General features: G+C 63.5%; 23 protein-coding genes. All 23 read right to left on the bottom strand.

The genetic code is table 11. The features are described from left to right. On the bottom strand, positions 1-1,171 hold a 1,171-nt coding region (locus tag NDI86_RS21845; RefSeq protein ID WP_310902398.1), incomplete at its 3' end, for a hypothetical protein. Between the two features lie 74 nt (positions 1,172-1,245). Continuing rightward, a complete protein-coding gene (locus NDI86_RS21840) occupies positions 1,246-2,082 on the bottom strand; it encodes a minor capsid protein (RefSeq protein ID WP_310902397.1) in 837 nt (278 codons plus the stop codon). After that, positions 2,082-3,506 (bottom strand): anti-CBASS protein Acb1 family protein, encoded by a 1,425-nt coding sequence (locus tag NDI86_RS21835; protein ID WP_310902396.1) that lies wholly within the window; start codon positions 3,504-3,506, stop codon positions 2,082-2,084. The genes NDI86_RS21840 and NDI86_RS21835 overlap by 1 nt, the downstream gene beginning before the upstream one ends. 3 nt (positions 3,507-3,509) lie before the next feature. After that, positions 3,510-5,075, bottom strand: coding sequence for a hypothetical protein (locus NDI86_RS21830; protein ID WP_310902395.1), 1,566 nt, complete (start codon positions 5,073-5,075; stop codon positions 3,510-3,512). Beyond that, positions 5,068-5,610, bottom strand: coding sequence for an ATP synthase subunit B family protein (locus NDI86_RS21825; protein WP_310902394.1), 543 nt, complete (start codon positions 5,608-5,610; stop codon positions 5,068-5,070). Before NDI86_RS21825 ends, NDI86_RS21830 begins: the two co-directional genes overlap by 8 nt. Before the next feature lie 37 nt (positions 5,611-5,647). Beyond that, positions 5,648-5,953 (bottom strand): HNH endonuclease, encoded by a 306-nt coding sequence (locus NDI86_RS21820; protein ID WP_310902393.1) that lies wholly within the window; start codon positions 5,951-5,953, stop codon positions 5,648-5,650. Position 5,954: 1 nt separating this feature from the next. Beyond that, a complete protein-coding gene (locus NDI86_RS21815; protein ID WP_310902392.1) occupies positions 5,955-6,143 on the bottom strand; it encodes a hypothetical protein in 189 nt (62 codons plus the stop codon). 17 nt (positions 6,144-6,160) lie between these two features. Then, the gene (locus NDI86_RS21810; protein ID WP_310902391.1) at positions 6,161-6,385 is read right to left on the bottom strand and encodes a DUF7557 family protein; all 225 of its coding nucleotides are present in this window, start codon (positions 6,383-6,385) and stop codon (positions 6,161-6,163) included. Next, entirely contained in the window at positions 6,382-6,519 is a 138-nt protein-coding gene (locus tag NDI86_RS21805) for a hypothetical protein (protein WP_310902390.1), read from the bottom strand. The genes NDI86_RS21810 and NDI86_RS21805 overlap by 4 nt, the downstream gene beginning before the upstream one ends. Continuing rightward, positions 6,516-6,785: a hypothetical protein gene (locus NDI86_RS21800; RefSeq protein ID WP_310902389.1), complete on the bottom strand. Its 270-nt coding sequence runs from the start codon at positions 6,783-6,785 to the stop codon at positions 6,516-6,518. Before NDI86_RS21800 ends, NDI86_RS21805 begins: the two co-directional genes overlap by 4 nt. 131 nt (positions 6,786-6,916) lie before the next feature. Next, a complete protein-coding gene (locus NDI86_RS21795; RefSeq protein ID WP_310902388.1) occupies positions 6,917-7,213 on the bottom strand; it encodes a hypothetical protein in 297 nt (98 codons plus the stop codon). Then, on the bottom strand, positions 7,200-7,427 hold the full coding sequence (locus NDI86_RS21790) for a hypothetical protein (RefSeq protein WP_310902387.1): 228 nt from the start codon (positions 7,425-7,427) through the stop codon (positions 7,200-7,202). The genes NDI86_RS21795 and NDI86_RS21790 overlap by 14 nt, the downstream gene beginning before the upstream one ends. Positions 7,428-7,693: 266 nt before the next feature. Continuing rightward, complete coding sequence (locus tag NDI86_RS21785) at positions 7,694-7,897, bottom strand: hypothetical protein (protein WP_310902386.1); 204 nt, start codon at positions 7,895-7,897, stop codon at positions 7,694-7,696. A gap of 2 nt (positions 7,898-7,899) precedes the next feature. Then, complete coding sequence (locus NDI86_RS21780) at positions 7,900-8,259, bottom strand: hypothetical protein (protein WP_310902385.1); 360 nt, start codon at positions 8,257-8,259, stop codon at positions 7,900-7,902. Between the two features lie 10 nt (positions 8,260-8,269). Further along, the gene (locus NDI86_RS21775) at positions 8,270-8,926 is read right to left on the bottom strand and encodes a hypothetical protein (RefSeq protein ID WP_310902384.1); all 657 of its coding nucleotides are present in this window, start codon (positions 8,924-8,926) and stop codon (positions 8,270-8,272) included. A 163-nt stretch (positions 8,927-9,089) separates the two neighbouring features. Continuing rightward, on the bottom strand, positions 9,090-9,344 hold the full coding sequence (locus NDI86_RS21770; RefSeq protein ID WP_310902383.1) for a helix-turn-helix domain-containing protein: 255 nt from the start codon (positions 9,342-9,344) through the stop codon (positions 9,090-9,092). 107 nt (positions 9,345-9,451) lie between these two features. After that, entirely contained in the window at positions 9,452-9,745 is a 294-nt protein-coding gene (locus tag NDI86_RS21765) for a hypothetical protein (RefSeq protein WP_310902382.1), read from the bottom strand. 30 nt (positions 9,746-9,775) lie between these two features. After that, a complete protein-coding gene (locus tag NDI86_RS21760) occupies positions 9,776-11,137 on the bottom strand; it encodes a hypothetical protein (protein WP_310902381.1) in 1,362 nt (453 codons plus the stop codon). 577 nt (positions 11,138-11,714) lie between these two features. Beyond that, the gene (locus tag NDI86_RS21755) at positions 11,715-12,239 is read right to left on the bottom strand and encodes a hypothetical protein (RefSeq protein WP_310902380.1); all 525 of its coding nucleotides are present in this window, start codon (positions 12,237-12,239) and stop codon (positions 11,715-11,717) included. After that, positions 12,232-12,912 carry a hypothetical protein gene (locus NDI86_RS21750; RefSeq protein ID WP_310902379.1) on the bottom strand — a complete coding sequence of 227 codons (681 nt, stop codon included), beginning with the start codon at positions 12,910-12,912 and terminating at the stop codon, positions 12,232-12,234. Before NDI86_RS21750 ends, NDI86_RS21755 begins: the two co-directional genes overlap by 8 nt. 170 nt (positions 12,913-13,082) lie before the next feature. After that, positions 13,083-13,391 (bottom strand): hypothetical protein, encoded by a 309-nt coding sequence (locus NDI86_RS21745; protein WP_310902378.1) that lies wholly within the window; start codon positions 13,389-13,391, stop codon positions 13,083-13,085. Next, positions 13,384-13,902 (bottom strand): hypothetical protein, encoded by a 519-nt coding sequence (locus NDI86_RS21740; RefSeq protein WP_310902377.1) that lies wholly within the window; start codon positions 13,900-13,902, stop codon positions 13,384-13,386. Before NDI86_RS21740 ends, NDI86_RS21745 begins: the two co-directional genes overlap by 8 nt. 2 nt (positions 13,903-13,904) lie before the next feature. Continuing rightward, the gene (locus NDI86_RS21735; protein WP_310902376.1) at positions 13,905-14,654 is read right to left on the bottom strand and encodes a DNA polymerase sliding clamp; all 750 of its coding nucleotides are present in this window, start codon (positions 14,652-14,654) and stop codon (positions 13,905-13,907) included. Between the last annotated feature and the right edge of the window lie 48 nt (positions 14,655-14,702).

Here is a 14,702-nt window from a genome sequence, read left to right as displayed (position 1 = left end):
TCCCGCCGGCGCCGGCGACCGCGCTCTGGCGACCGACCGACCCGGGCAGCTGTGCAGCCGACGTCGTCGTCGCCTGGTCGTGCAGCTGCTCGAGCACGGACTCGGACGAGGCCATGAGGTCCTCGCGGTCGTCCTCCTCGAAGTCGTCGGAGTGCGCGATGATCTCCTCGACCATCTCCGCCGTCTCGATTTCCGCCTTGCTCGCTGCCACCTGGTCCTCGACACGGCTGTCGATGTAGTCGTCGAACGAGTCGTGGTCACCGAGGTCGACCTCGACCGTGTTGCTGTCGTCGTTGTTCCCGCCCTGGTTCTGCTGCTTGCCGTCGCCGTCGACGAGGCTCTCGTGGAGTCGGTCGAGGTCGTCTTCCTCCATCGCCTCCAGAGACTCTTCGCTGAAATCGTGCTCGTCGACGAGCGTTTCGATCTTTCCGTTGTCCATGTCTGTGGTTGAGTCCGAGCCGGATTCCGCCGGTTCGTCGTCTGCCTGTACTGTGAATCGATCCAGATCGAGGCCGACCATCGAGGCCGCCTTCGAAAGAAGCGTCTTCGCGCTGTCGTCGTCGATGTCGAGATCGACGTCGTCATCGCCCGCCGTCAGCTCCGACGAGATGTCGTTGTCGTGAGCCCACGCCGCGAGCTCCTGCGATGCCCCCCAATTCACCGTGTTCGACGGTGAGTCGCCCTTCGAGACGACCGAGAGGTCGAGGAACTCGATGTTCTCGGCGATGAGGGCGCCCGTTGCAGGGTCGCGCTCTTCAGCGCCGAAGCGAGGGTGCACCGACACCTCGTAGGAGCCGGCGTACAGCCCGCGTGCCAGCTCCTCGTCGTGGACCGTCATCTCGTAGCCGACGCCCTTGCCCTCGATGAAGTCGGCCTTCGGCACTTTGCCGAAGGTCTCGTCCGTGTCAGGCGGGTACTTCGGTCGGCCAGTCGACTCGTCGGTGGGATGGTCGGCCGTCACAGGCTCGCCGGCCTGTGTGGCCGCTGCCCTCCGGAGCTCCTCCTCGGTCATGAGGACGGGCGTCCCGTCCTCCATGTGGAGGATGTCTCCGATGCCGACGGCGATGCCGTTGAACGTCCACGGACCGTCGTCTGGATCGAAGTCGTCGTTGGTCCCCGCCTGGAGGTTGAAGTACCGGACAGGGACGCGAATGTCGTTGTCGTCAGTCATCGTTGCAACAGAAGTCCAGGGCCTCGCGCTCGAGCGCTCACGAGAGCGCCGTCGCCACGGTCATCGGCCTGTGTTCACACGTTCGGTGCGATGGTGCAGACGCAGTTCGGGTGCGTCCGACCAGGTATCAGTGACGCCGCCTCATCCACCGGGTACGGCCCGCCCGCAGCGAGCGCCTCGCAGACCGTGCACGGGTCCGACGTCAGGATGACGACCTCGTCGACGCCGGCGTCCTCGTAGCGTTTCGCCGACGCCGTGTTGTGCGCGTTCGATATCTCCGTCCTGGAGAAGGTCTCTGCCTGGCTGATGCCGACGTCCACCTCGTCGGTGAGGCGGCCGGCGACCTTCCGGGGGTTCTCCCCTTTGACCAGCGCTTCGGTCAGCTCCGAGCGGATGCTCTGCTGCATCTGCTGAGTGATCCAGTCCAGGTTGTCGTACGCCCTGGTGTAGATCGTCTCCAGTTCGCGCTCGTGGACCGGCATGTTGAACATCGCCGACACAGCCTGGTCGCCGATCTCGAAGCCGGCGTCCTCGAGGCGGTCGCCAGCATGCCGGAGGCCCTTGCCGTAGGCGGCCCGGACGTACCGAGCCGTGTAGTGGACGCCGTTCCGGATACGTTCGCGTTCGATGACTTCGAGGACGTCTTCGTCGACTGCGTCCTCAAGCCACTGCTGGAACTGGTCGACTGCTTCGGCCCGAGTCTCGAACACGAACTGGCGCTTTGGTTCCGCTGCGGTGAGCCGGAGTGCGTCGTACGTGTAACCGACTGTCTTCCGTATCAGCCCCTTCAGGAGGCGGAAGCGCTTGCGGACTGCCGGTGCGAACTCCCGACGGTGCAGCGTCGTCGTCTTCGTGAGGTCCTGCTTCTCGTTGGCGACCAGTTCGTGGTGATCGTGGCCGCACGCAGACATCAGTCATCAGCTCCCGCCGGGGTCCCCGACGACTCGGCGACGCGCTCCTGGAAGTACGCCTCGACCTCCTCGTCGTCTTCGTCGAGCTCGGGAACAGCGCCGGCCGCCTCGACCTCGGGGAACTCGCCGTCTTCGATGAACTCCGTCACCTCAGCAGTCCCGTACTCGGCCAGCATCGACTGGACGAACTTGATGATCTGTGCGCGGTTGACCATCACTTCGGACTCGTCCAGCTCGGACTGTTCGGCAAGCGCCGGCCAGTCGAGTTCGTAGCCGTCGCCCGACGGGTCTGCGACGACGTCGAACTTGCGTAGTCGGTCGATGAGCTCTCGGACGATGGTCGGACCAGCGAACTGCGTCCGGCGCTCGGTGATCTTCCCGTACCACTCCTTGAGGTCCTCGCTCGTCGCTCGCTCACCAGTCTCGTTCCCTTTCAGGACCGACTGCGGGATGCCAGTGTAGGCCGAGAGTGCTTCGATCTCCGGGTTGATGATGGGCGTCGGGTCGATATCGTTGCCACCGATCTGCTCGACGTCGGCGGCCTCCAGCTGCAACGTCTTCGAGAACCCGTGGATGAAGTTCTGCATCTCCTTCTCCATCTTCTCGCCGCCGTCCTGGAGGTCGTAGTCCTTGTCGACGTTCACCGCCAGGCCGTAGTCGGCGCCGCGGTAGGCCATCTCAGCAGCTGCCCCCATCGTCTTCTCGATATCGAACAGTGGGTTCAGGACTGGCTCTTGCCGGGGCGTTCCTCGAACCTCGTCATCGAGCAGGTTCTCGGCGATGTGGACAACACGAGAGTGGTGAACCCACACCTGTGTGCTGGCCTCGGCGGTTTGGTCGTCCTCGTCGCCGAGGTCGAGCTTGTAGTAGATCGGTTCACCCCACCGACCGGACGTCGCGTCGCCGGTCCGGAGTGTGTCCACGCTCTTCTGACTGAACGGGCGTAGCCAGTCGACGTCCTTCTCCGGGTCGCCGTCGAGCTTTGCCTCGTCAACGGGTTGGACGAGGTCCTTCCCGTCAGCGAAGCCGATGACCAGGAGGCCGAACTCGCCGATGCCAGCCAGCTTGTCGGCGCGCTTGCAGTAGTGCCATGCGCGCTGCTCCTCGACGAACGTCGCGACGTCGTCCTCGAACTCCGTGGACTCGTCGGCACCGCTCGCTTCCTCATCGGAGAGATCGGGGCCGTCCCGCCACGTGGTCGCTGCCGGCATGTCGACCACGGCCCGCCCGTACGGGTTCCGGAGGTACATCGCATAGAAGTCCTCGATGTCCGGGTCTTTGATCCAGCCGAAGGCGTCGTACAGGTCACGGTCACCGCCGTACTGCTTGCCGAGGCTATCGGCGAGCATCGTGCGGAGCTGGATGCCGGCCAGGTCTTCAGCTGTCAGCTCGTACGCCTCGTCGTCGGTAGTGTTGTCGCTCATGTGTTATGTCCCCCAAACTCCGGTTCCGGATGCCTTCGAGCCCGCTCGCTTGCCCTCGCTGGCGAACACTGCCATCAGCGCACCGTCGAGGTGGTCAGGCGAGCGGCCGAGGACCTCTTTGATCACGGCTTTCGGCGAAGCCTTGAGGACCTCCGTCCCACGGCTGGCGTAGAAGTTCTCCTCGTACTCCACGACGCGGGCGGCGACCAGGAGCTCTTCACGGAGCTTCCGGTCGTTGATGACGCCCCCGTTCTCGATCCACTGGCCGAGGACAGCCAGTCCCTCGGTCCAGCAGTTTTTGTACTCCTGCTCCTCGTTGGCAGTGGCACCTGCATCGAACCGGGACGCCTTGGGGTAGGCCTGGACGATATCGTCTGCCAGCCCGGAGCCCTCGCCGACGGCGTCGATAGCCACCGGGTGATCCGGCCACTCGTCGAGGCCGGGGAACGAGTCGGTCCCACGGCGAATCCGGGCTTCTTGCGTGGGGTGGTCAGTGCCAGTCTCCGAGTAGTGCACCTTCAGCTGATTCGCGTGGGCGGAGACGACGACGGTGTTGTCGCCACTCCGTGCGACGTCGATACCGGTCCCGTGGGGGGTGACTCGGGTGGACGTCGTCTCCCGCTCCCACGCCGCGTCGACGGCGTCCTTCTCGATGGGGCGGTGAGCGCTTGCCCCCTCCGGCGGGATCACGCCGGCGCGGCGTCGGTACCACCGCTTGTCGAGGTCCTTCCGGAACTCCGGTGAATCGGGGTCGGACATCCGCAGCGCCTCGTCGACGCCAGGCCACGGCTCCTCGTTGAACTCCTGCCAGTCCTCCTTGATCTTCCAGAGCGTGGCGAGGCCGTCGATCTGCTCGCCGTCGGCTTCGCCGAGCTCGACCTGGACGTTGTGCGATGCGAACGATGAAAAGGTGACCTCGTTCCAGGTCGGCTTGTCAAGCAGGTCGGCGACGATGTTTGTCTCGTCTTCTGGAGGGTTGGCGATGACGATCATCCGGTCGCGTTCGTCAGTCACGAGCGAGTCCATCGAGTCCAGCGTCTTCGCATCGACGTCGTCCTTGTCGGCCTCCTCGATGATGGAAAGATGATACTTCGAGTGGACCCCTTCGAGTTCGCCGGCGTCTTGTGGAGACGTTGCCTCGAACCAGTGCTCGGGGTCGTCAGGAAAGTCGATGCGCTCGGGCCGGTGCTTGTAGTCGCCGGGGAGGCCGGCGCCGTCAAGCGCGGAGTCGTGGAGGTTCTCGACCGGCTTGCAGAACGTCCGCTTCATTTTCTTCTCGGTCCCGGACGTCGTCAGGACCGTCGCCGGGTAGAGCGCGTACAGCCATGCGTTGACGATAGCTGCCAGAATGTAGGATTTCCCGAGGCCGTTCGCGGTCTGCACAATCGTTTTCTTCTGCCCGGCGACCGATCGGCAGATGGTTCGCTGCGCGTCGGACACCTGGAGCCCAACGATTTCTTGGACACAGTCCTCGAGCCACGTCTCGTCCCCCGCCTTTGCTCGCTCGGCGTAGTGACTCGGCCGCCGCGGCCGCACTGTCCGCTGCCCTCCATCGGCCGAGCTACTCATCGTGAGCCTCCCGGAGGTCCTTCATCAGCATCCCATCGACGCCGTCGACGTCCAGGTGGTCAGTCGCGTCGGCGATGTTGAACTCGGACATGAGCTGTCGGGCTTCGCGGAGGAAGCGGTGGTCCCCCGAGCGCTTGTACTTCAGGAGGGCCTCGGCGGTCAGCTCGTCGACGACCTGCTTCGCTCGCTCCTGGTCATCGAAAGCCTTGACGAGGTCGTCGTACGCTTCCTGCTCTCGGTCGGAGAGGTCGGACTGGAAGTGCTCCGAGTAGGCACCGTGCTTGTAGTTCCCGTTGTCCTCGCCGGGTGGAGCGCCACCTGAGCCACCGTGGTGGTCGCAAGCGCCGGTGTCCTTCCCGTCGACGCCCCACCCGGCGGTGAGTGTGCAGAACGGGATATCGTCTCGCTCCCGACCGTGGTCGGTCGGCGTGGTCCGGTCGGACTTCCCCCGGCCACAGATACGGTGACCCTTCTCGGGATGGACCGGGTGGCCGTCGCTATCGGTCGGTGCATCCGGGTGGATGTTGTTGGTCATGGGGTTGTTCGGCGTATCAAAAGCGTCATCAGGATGTTCACGGGCCGGGACCGAGGTTCCGCGGCGAAGGCGGGGATGTGTAGCGGGGTTGTGGCGGGGCGAGGGCCTCCTGGTCGACGTCGCGGTCGTGGCGACCGGAGAGGTGACAGCGCCGGCAGAGCGCGACCAGGTTGTCGGGGTCGTTGTTGTTCGGGTTCCCGTCGCGGTGGTGAACGTCGACGCGGTCGACCTCGCTGCGGGAGCGACGGCAGCTCGGGCAGCGCCAGCCCTTCGCCGACCGACGCTTCCAGTACTCGCGTCGAGCTTGCTCCCGAGCGTCCCGGTCGTCCTGGTCTTCGGTCATGTCAGGCTCGAACGAGTATCTTGAACGTGCACTCGTCGCAGAACGTGATGGTGTCGGTGAGGTCGTAGCCGGCTTCCTTCAGCCGGTCCCCGAGCTCGTTCGAGAGGAACTCGTCCTCGTGGAACTGCCCCATCAGGAACGGCTCATCGACGAGGTCTCCACAGTTCTCGCACTCAGTTTTGTATCCCATGTGTGTTCACACCGTGTTCAGCGTCTCGTCATGCGGTTCTCGACTTCACCAGCAGAAGCGCGAGCGATTTCTTCGACGTTCTCGACCACCACCGTGTTCGTTTCCGTGTTCACGTCGCCGTCTTGCGCTTCGAGGACGTCAGCGACGCGCTCACCGAACTCAGGCCACGACTCGTCGTCGTGTTTGAGGCCATCGAGTCGGTCGAAGACGTCCTTGGGGAAGGTGACAGTCTTGCGGCTCATCCGAGCAGTTCCGACTCCAGGATGGACCGAGCGTTACGCATCCCGGCGCGGTAGTCCCCGCCGTGGTCGGCGGCCTCGGACTCGACGGCCGACAGCGCTGCGCGGACGTCGTCCTCGTCGAGGTCGTCAGTCATCGGGCTCTGTACCGGACGATGATGCGCCGGAGCCACCGGCCGAGGCGACGGAGGAGTGGCTTCAACTCCTCAGCGTCGGGGCCAGCGAAGTACTCGATGGTCCGAGCGTCGGCTTCGCGGAAGACACCGAACAGGAGGACGACGACGACCGCCGTTACGGCCGCGACCTCGGTGTTGCCATTCACGAACTGCTGGTATGCGAACGATGCGAGTGCGATCATCAGGCCCATGACGGCGTCACGGGCTCCGCGAGTCTTCTTGCTCATAGTTGATGTGGGTAGTGGGGAGGGTGTCTGGCAGTACGATGCTCAGGTGAGCTGCAGGATGGGACGAACCGGCGTCGGTCCGGCGGGCGCGGCAAGCCGTCGGACCGGCGGCGGAACACCGTCATCAGTCGTTAGGTCGGGGTCTCTGGACGCATGTCGTGAGTGTCGAACCAGTACCAGACGGCGACGCCGAGGCCGAGGAAGACCGCGTTGGCGACCAGCCCCAACGCCTGGACCAGCTGTGGCCGAGTCGACAGCGCAATCGCGCTCGAGCCCATGATGATGCTGGCGCCGACCAGGAACAGCCCGATGGTGTACTGAAAGTCGATATGCTCGGGCCGAATCATCTGGAAGTACAGCGCTGCCAGCACCCAAATCGAGCCGGCAACCAGGCCGAGCGTATCGACGAGCTCGCTACTCGGAATCATCACGTTCCTCCGGGGATTGCGTCACTCCGGGAACCGGAAAGGCGTCGGCCAGTTTGTCCAGACCGAGCAAGCTGGCGATGAGCGATAGCAGCAGGATCTTGTCTTCGAGTGTCAGCGTGATCGACGCGTCCATGGTGTCGGCGGCGATCAGCCCCAACAGCACGATTACTGCCAGCAGGCCTGCAACGGCCTTGGCGCGTTTTCTCAAATTCATTCATGGCGTCCCTGAACGTCGCCGTCGGGGAATCGAACCCCGACACGCCGGAGCGGCCCGTACCCCGTTACCCGAGGCCCATAGAGCATCGCGACGCCTACCAGTGGCGACAGATGCGGCTGCGTGATTTGATGCTGAAGCAGAGGATGCTGAGTTCACACGATCGACGTCGGTGGGTGTCCCGAGATGCAGCCGCTCGTGTGCCGATATCGCGGCCAGCGTCGGCCGTCCCTCGCCTACCGCTCAGTGGGTCATCGGGAGTATCATCACCGGCGAATCTCGACAGTCTCGCTGGCGGCCTCGATGAGCCGCTCCAGTTTCTCACGAAGCCCGAGGAACTCCTCCTCGAAGTTCGTGTCCTGCTGGAGGGCCTGCCGCTTGGTTCGCTCCTGCGTGTACCACTCGCTCATCGTCCCGTCTTCGATTCGTTGCTCGTAGTCTGCTGGAAGGTCGTAGTCGTGTCTGGCCATGGTCAGTCACTCCGTGGATCCGTCGCGATGAACTTCCGGATGTCCTCGATCTGGTCCGACGTCCACCGACCCGAGTTTCGGGCGGCGACCGTGTTGATCGAGATCGGGTAGCCCGTGAGCACCGTGCCCTCGTCGACGTTGACGACCAGCCGGTACGTGGCGCCGGCGAAGGTCTCTCGAAACCAGACGGTTCCGCCACCCTGCGACGTTGCGGCGCCGTCCTCGATGCAGCCCGAGACGATATCGCCATCGAGGTGTCGCGGTGGACGGTCGTCGTCGTACCTGTCGTTGAACCGTTCGCCGAAGTGGTTCGTCGGTCGGTACGCCGAGGGCTCTCGGGGCGGACTGGTGGACGTAGCCATGATGACGTTGTCAGGACGGTTTGATCGAACGACCGACCGCGAGCTCCCAATCGTACTCGCCCGTCTCCTCAAGGGACTCTTTCAGAGTGCGAGCCAGAACACGGACGTCGAACTGCTTGTCGTGCTGCCCTTCGCGGCCCGTGAACAGGAGTGCCCGGCAGAGGCGCTTAGTCGCCTCCCGGACTGACGTGACCTGTTCCGACCGGAGGTAGTCGTCGCGATGATCGGTCGTGCCGCACTCGCAGATTGTTCCGGTCAGGACGAGCGTGTCCGCCGGCGCTGGAGCTCGGTCGCTGGCGGGACTCGTCGGCTCGTGTTTGACGACATCGGAGTCATCAACGAGGACCAGGCTCCTCGGTTCACTCTTGCCGACGTCGTTGTTTTGGACGACACCGCGGCCTGTCTTCTCGCCGTGGCGGGCGTGCTCGGTGAGATGTTGGAATCCGACGAGGACGTCCCGGGCGGTATCGGCGACCGAGTCGTGGTCAACCGGCCCGATTACGACGGACTTGCTGTCTCCGGGGCGTTCGATGTCTTTGAGCCGACGGAAGCACCCGTGACACCAGCGGTGGTCGTGCTTGATGTTCCGCAGCTGCTTCGTACCGCGGTGCTTGTCGTAGCACTGTTGGGAACAGTACGACCCGTGAACGAGGTCGTGCTCTTCCACATCAGTCTCGCAGCCGTCCCGAGTACACGTGTACGTGGTTGTCTCTGGCTGTTGGGTTGTGGACATAGGTGAGAAGACGCAGGGCTACTCGGCCCGCCGCTGTCAACGGCGAGCCACCAACTGGCCGAGTGTCCCTTTCGTCAACATGACTGTGCAAGGACCATCAACCTCGGTTTTGCCGGTCAGTCTGACCACCCTGTGACAGATAGCAGACAGTTTGGGGCGAGTGCCACCGGCGCTCGGCGAGGCCGTCCTCCTGGAGGCGAGTCGTCGCCCGTCGGACAGTGCTGCGACCGAGCTCTGTCCGGGCGACCAGATCGTCGTAGGTCAGCGCTTCTTCGGCGAAGCACAGCTCACGATAGACGAGTTTCGTCGCCGGCGTGGCGTCTGCCAGCTCTTCCGGGAGCGACTCACTCACTCCAGACCCTCCCGCACGACTGGCAGGTCCAGTCCTTGTTGTCGGCTTTGCTCCGACCGACGTACAGCTCTGTGCCGCACTCAGGGCACGGTGGGGGCTCTGCCCCGTCATATGTTCTTGCCATCTTCTATATCCGTGTCTACAGGACGGTCATTTTCGTCTGGATCCGCTGGAACCAGCCGAACTTCGACAACGTCAGGCTTCCGCTCAGCCGAGTCAGCGTGGACAGTCCACCAGACATCCTCGACGTGATACCAATCCCGATTGAAGACGCCCGGTGGTTCGGCGTCGGACACGAGACAGATCTTCTCGCCGGTTCTCGGAACCACACCGCCAGTCGCTCTCGCTTCGATTTGCTCGTCACTAACGTACTTGATGCGAACAGACTGTTCCGGGTCCATCACGGCGACCACATCCCGTCCGTATGTTGCTCAGTCATCTGCACCAGCCTCCTGCTGTCCTATTCCGATTCCGGCCTCCTCCCAACTCTGCCCCGCGTCGATGCTACTGGCCGCAAAGCTGGAGAGTTCAGCATCGAACGAACGGCTTGTGTCTTCAGAACAGCCGAGTTCGTCTTTCACGAGCTCGCGTTCGCGGTCAGTGATACGCTCCAGGACATCGTCCGATGGCCCCTCGACCTCGTCAACCTCGTCCGAGTAGCGGGCGTATGCGATTCTGTTCGTGACGACGTTATCGACGACATGGTCTGGAAGCTGAGCCAAGTCCTCGCCGCCTTCGTCGAACGATTCAGCAGTGGCGTCGGCTGCTTCCGTGATCCACTCATCCGTGTCGTCGGCCGGTTCGGCGTCAGATGGATCCTCGTCGAGCCAGCCGACGATAGCCAGTGCGGCCTCGTTGTCGTAGTCCGCCCGGACCGCGTCGGCACGATCAACGCGCAGGCCCGGGATGTCGTCATCGTAGACGAAGCCGTCCGAGTCGAGAGCGATGTCCTCGAGCAGCGGACGGACCGTGCTGTGCCGTGGGCGACCGCCGAGGGCGTCGACGGCGTCGTTTGCCGAGAACTTCGCCATTGTCCCCCACGAGGTCTCGCCGACCTTCCGGAGTGCCGCCGCCTTCAGCGCGAGTCGCTTGTCGGCGTCGTCCATCGCCTGGTACGGGAGCGTCCCCGGGTCTGGCGTCTCGGGAATCGTCGCCGAGTCCGCCGGCACGAACAGCTCCGTTTTGACGGGGTGCGGGTAGACGTCCAGCTCGTCGAGGACCTTCGGCAGGTACTGCTCCAGAGCGTACTTGTCGGTACCGACGCCCGAAGCCTCGGCGGCCTCGAGGAAATCGTTCAGTCGGAACTCCTCGTCGAGACGGTCGGCTATCTTCTCCGCCGTCGTCATCGAGTCGTCCTGCTCACGTTCGATCTCCTCGATGGCACGGTCCAGCTGACCAGCGAGTGAGCCCGGTCGCCCACCTTCCAGGTGGTAGAGCAGCGTCTGCGAGAGCTTTACGCCGTAACTGTACTGCGAGTTGTCGGCGTACTCCTTGAACCGAGCGAGGAGCGACTTGTCTACGTAGACCGTTGCTCTCGTCTTCCCGCAGTACTCGGTGGGGTCGAAAGACGAACTGTCCTCACCAGTTTTTTTCGCGTCGACGGCATCGACGAGCGTCCGGACCTTCTCCTCTACCGGAGAGTAACGGTGTTCGTCGATGGCTTCGCGCATCGCCGTTTCCACCGCTCGGGATAGGTAGCCGTCGATTTGACCGTACTCGTACTCGACGTAGTTCTGGAGGTTCGTCCAGATCCTGTCGAACACGAGCCAGTCGAGACGGGTGCGGGAGCTCACGTGGGACACCTCCACGACCACCCGCCCCACCGGACCAGTGGGGCGGGTGTAAGCCCACCTACACCACTTCCACCGGTCCGGTGGGTTGGGTGGGTGGGGTGGCACGCCACCCCACCCGCTCCGCGGTTGCATACAGCAACGCTACCGCGCCGCTGTATGGTGTTTTTACTGTTCTCGTGTAGGGGTGCAGACTCAGTAGTGTGCTCCCGCCGCGAAAAAAACAGTTTTTCGTCGGTACTCGTGACTGCGGTTTCGCAGTCTCCGTTCGTGGGTTCTCTTTCCGTGTGTGCTCTCATCTGGTTCTGCGTAGTGTCACACCGGCGCCCGAAGACGCCGCGACGAATAGCGCAGCCGCTGCTGAAGGCCAAACGCTTAATACGTCGTCCGAAGAAGAACCCTGTACGGACACCCGCCCGAGCGTAAGACTTGGCTGGTCGGCGCTCGGTTGGGTGAGGATTCTTCCTCAGTTTCGTTCTGAGCTGTGCCTGTGCTTCTTGCTTCCACGCTTCAGTCTGTGCTGTAATAAGGGTTTGTGGCATCGCCACATCTGTCCGCACGTCTGACGCGCTCTGGACAGTCATGACTCACCAGCTCCTGGAGCCGGTCCGCGCTGTTCCCACGCCTCCTTGATCAGCTGCGAGCGTTCCTGTATCGACGCCGCCCGAGACTGGAGCGACTCGACCTGTTCGTCTACCTGTTCACGAGACTCGGGAACGTGGTAGCCGTGGGAGCTGCCGATGACCGGGAACTGGCGTTCTTCCAGGAGGATGCGGATAGCCTCCCGCGTCTTCGGGTTCGCTTCCGAATCGTCGATGTCCAGCTCGTCGGCGACTTCGCCCGACGTGATTTTGTTGTCGCTGCCGACATGATCGAGCAGCAGTTCCTCCAGGTCGTCGAGGAGGTCGCCGTCGACGTTGGGGCCGTCACGGTCACCGCCGTCGGTAACCGTACGGGTGGCTTGCTCACGAACACGTTCCAGGATGAGCTTGCGGTGCTCCCTGTCCAGGCCAGCGGCGCCCGTAGCGACTGCCATTCGCGGATCCTCACCGAACTGCTCGACACGACGGACAGCACGAGCGACGTGGTAGGTGAGGTCAGTCATCGCCATCACCTGCCTGTTCAGCTTCGTGACCACAAGAGAGGCAGAACCGACGGTAATCGGCACTGAACATCCCGAGGATGTTCTCCACCTTCGAGCGGTCAGAGACGCCGTCGAGGCCGGTGTCAAACGGGAAGTCCATCTTCTCCATCGCGATATTTCCGCACCAGTCTCCGCACTTGTCGCAGTGATTGTCGTGGCGGCGCCGGCCGATCCACCTCTGAGGGCGGCAGATGGCGGCCGCGGTGAACTTTCCGAGTGCGAACCGCAGACGACCGAAGCGGTAGTCGTCAACGCCGTTCCCGCCGTCGGTCTCGACGACCCGCGGAATTTTCCCGGTGAAATCGCATCTTGGACACGGGTGCTCGCGCCCGTTCATCGCTCGGCGCAGGTCGCACAGCGGGTCCTCTATCATTTTGTGACCGTCACATCTCGGACAGTCGATCCAGTGGATCTGCTTGACAGTCGCATCGACCACGCCCTCCTGGACTGACGGATCCTTCCAGGGCTGCTCTTCTCCGACAGCGTAGTCGATTCTCCCTTTCGCACCGCACCCCTGACACTTCAGTGTCAGCGTGCCGGTGCCATCGTGGATGAACTTCGACACTTCGACCATCTGACCGTCGCAGTCCTCACAACTCCCGACGATGCCATGCTGCTGTTCGCTACTCGCCACTGTCGTCACCTCCGAAGACGCAGTCGAAGCATGGGACGTCGGTGTCGCCGGCGCCGTTCCGGCAGTCCTCCCGACCGTGCGGACACCGGCCTTGGTTCCCGACGCCGGCCAACGACCGTCCGCTCGAGGCAGCATCTTGGGCGACTCGCCGGCGGGCACCACGGGCGGCACTACGCATCGGCCACCTCCTGGTCGTCGACGTACCACGCCGGGTCGTACCGCTTCCCCGGGTGCTTGTCAGCGTGGTGTTGTGCGATCTCTTCTCGCTGGATGGGGAGCTCGCAGTACATGCACGGGACGGTCACCGAGACCTCGCCGTGCTGCGGGACGACCTTCAGGTGACCGTCGGCCGCGATCACGTCGACCTCTTCGCCCGGTTCGGCCTCGATCGCCTCGACGGCGGCGCGCTTGAGGTAGATGTACTTCGAGCCGTTCGATTCGTACACCTTCCCGACGCCGATCTTCTCGCCGTCAGTCATCGAACTCACCGAGCCCTTTGTTCTCGGCCTTCCGCTGCTCGGTCTCCTGTTCTTTCTTGAGGTCCTCGGGCAGCTCGCCTGTCGACGGCGCGATGTCCTCGAGGCTCTCGCCATCGCAGTAGGCCTGTAGTGCCTCGGCGACTGCCGACCAGAGGTCGTCGCGGTCTGGTTCGACCCGTCGGAAGACGACCTCGCCGGCCACCTTCATCTCGTACTCGGTCGTGGACGTCCGCTCGGCGAGGTTGTCCTCGACGATCTTCGAGCTGAGGAACGCCGTCTCTTCGCGGGCGTCGTTGTACGCCTCGTAGTCTGGCTCGAAGGCGTCGTGGACGTCGCTGTCTGTCTCGTGATCCTCGCCGATTTCGGCGTAGAGGTACCACATCCCACCGTCGCCTTCGATGATATCGAGGACCCACCCGCCAGGACACGGGTACGGTTGCGAGCCGCGGTAGCGGGTCCAGTCGTACTCGTCGGTCCAGTCCGCTTCGGGTTCGCCGAAGTTCGGAACCACGCTCAGTCACCTCCTCCGATTCGCGGTGAAAGGGTGTAGGTCACCGAGGCGGCACCGTCGGAGTGGTCGTAAGACATCCGAAAAGGCATCTCATCGTCCAGACGGACCTCGACCTCGTGGTCGGCGTCCATCACCCCGACTATCGAGGTGACGTAGTCCAGCGAGAACAGTGACGAGACCGACTCGTTGATTCTCCCGTCGACGAGGTCGTCTTCGTCGAAAGTGACCTGAACGTCGTCGGTGTCGCCCTCTGCATCAATGACGAGCTCGTGGTCGGCAGTCGTCTCCAGAACGACGTGGTCGCTAATCAGGTCGGCAGCCGTGACGCCACGGTCCAGCTGCTTACCGGTCGCCGTCAGTGTGACTGGTGCATCCAGACTCGGGATGTCGGGCTCCTGGCGGATCGACTGTGGGTTGATAAGTGCCAGCGTATAGTCAACCTCGCCGAACCTGATGTCCAGCTTCCGTATCTGCTCGTTCAGTTCGAGGTGGATCAACTGGCTACTGTCGGCCATCCCGATGACCTTCTTAAACATCGTGAGGTTGAGGCCGATGAGACCGCCGTCAGCTTCGTACGATTCGAAGCCCGAAGCGGCGAGCTCCAGGTCGACCATGCCGACATTTGCCGGGTCGACCGCCCGGATCTCCAGGCCCTCGGGTTCGAGGTGGATCTTACACTCGTCCACCAGGACGCTCACTGAGTCGAGAGCCGACTGGAGCGTGTCCGCACTCACGATAGCCGAGAAGGTCATCGGAGGACCTCCCCGGCCGTTGACGGCTCTTCCTCCACAAGGTCGTGA

Origin of the sequence: Haloarcula onubensis, assembly GCF_031624605.1 — an archaeon.
Taxonomy (GTDB): Archaea; Halobacteriota; Halobacteria; order Halobacteriales; family Haloarculaceae; genus Haloarcula; species Haloarcula onubensis.
Note: the sequence above shows the minus strand (reverse complement) of the source record. Positions and strands in the feature narration are given on the sequence as shown.

Bases quoted from the DNA above. Each gene is read 5' to 3' on its own strand.
- NDI86_RS21810 (WP_310902391.1), bottom strand. From the start codon at position 6,385: ATGAGCCGCAAGACTGTCACCTTCCCCAAGGACGTCTTCGACCGACTC.
- NDI86_RS21840 (WP_310902397.1), bottom strand. From the start codon at position 2,082: ATGTCTGCGTGCGGCCACGATCACCACGAACTGGTCGCCAACGAGAAG.
- NDI86_RS21820 (WP_310902393.1), bottom strand. From the start codon at position 5,953: ATGACCGAAGACCAGGACGACCGGGACGCTCGGGAGCAAGCTCGACGC.
- NDI86_RS21800 (WP_310902389.1), bottom strand. From the start codon at position 6,785: ATGAGCAAGAAGACTCGCGGAGCCCGTGACGCCGTCATGGGCCTGATG.
- NDI86_RS21790 (WP_310902387.1), bottom strand. From the start codon at position 7,427: ATGAATTTGAGAAAACGCGCCAAGGCCGTTGCAGGCCTGCTGGCAGTA.
- NDI86_RS21795 (WP_310902388.1), bottom strand. From the start codon at position 7,213: ATGATTCCGAGTAGCGAGCTCGTCGATACGCTCGGCCTGGTTGCCGGC.
- NDI86_RS21815 (WP_310902392.1), bottom strand. From the start codon at position 6,143: ATGGGATACAAAACTGAGTGCGAGAACTGTGGAGACCTCGTCGATGAG.
- NDI86_RS21755 (WP_310902380.1), bottom strand. From the start codon at position 12,239: ATGACTGACCTCACCTACCACGTCGCTCGTGCTGTCCGTCGTGTCGAG.
- NDI86_RS21780 (WP_310902385.1), bottom strand. From the start codon at position 8,259: ATGGCTACGTCCACCAGTCCGCCCCGAGAGCCCTCGGCGTACCGACCG.
- NDI86_RS21735 (WP_310902376.1), bottom strand. From the start codon at position 14,654: ATGACCTTCTCGGCTATCGTGAGTGCGGACACGCTCCAGTCGGCTCTC.
- NDI86_RS21825 (WP_310902394.1), bottom strand. From the start codon at position 5,610: ATGACCAACAACATCCACCCGGATGCACCGACCGATAGCGACGGCCAC.
- NDI86_RS21830 (WP_310902395.1), bottom strand. From the start codon at position 5,075: ATGAGTAGCTCGGCCGATGGAGGGCAGCGGACAGTGCGGCCGCGGCGG.
- NDI86_RS21805 (WP_310902390.1), bottom strand. From the start codon at position 6,519: ATGACTGACGACCTCGACGAGGACGACGTCCGCGCAGCGCTGTCGGCC.
- NDI86_RS21835 (WP_310902396.1), bottom strand. From the start codon at position 3,506: ATGAGCGACAACACTACCGACGACGAGGCGTACGAGCTGACAGCTGAA.
- NDI86_RS21765 (WP_310902382.1), bottom strand. From the start codon at position 9,745: ATGGACCCGGAACAGTCTGTTCGCATCAAGTACGTTAGTGACGAGCAA.
- NDI86_RS21785 (WP_310902386.1), bottom strand. From the start codon at position 7,897: ATGGCCAGACACGACTACGACCTTCCAGCAGACTACGAGCAACGAATC.
- NDI86_RS21745 (WP_310902378.1), bottom strand. From the start codon at position 13,391: ATGACTGACGGCGAGAAGATCGGCGTCGGGAAGGTGTACGAATCGAAC.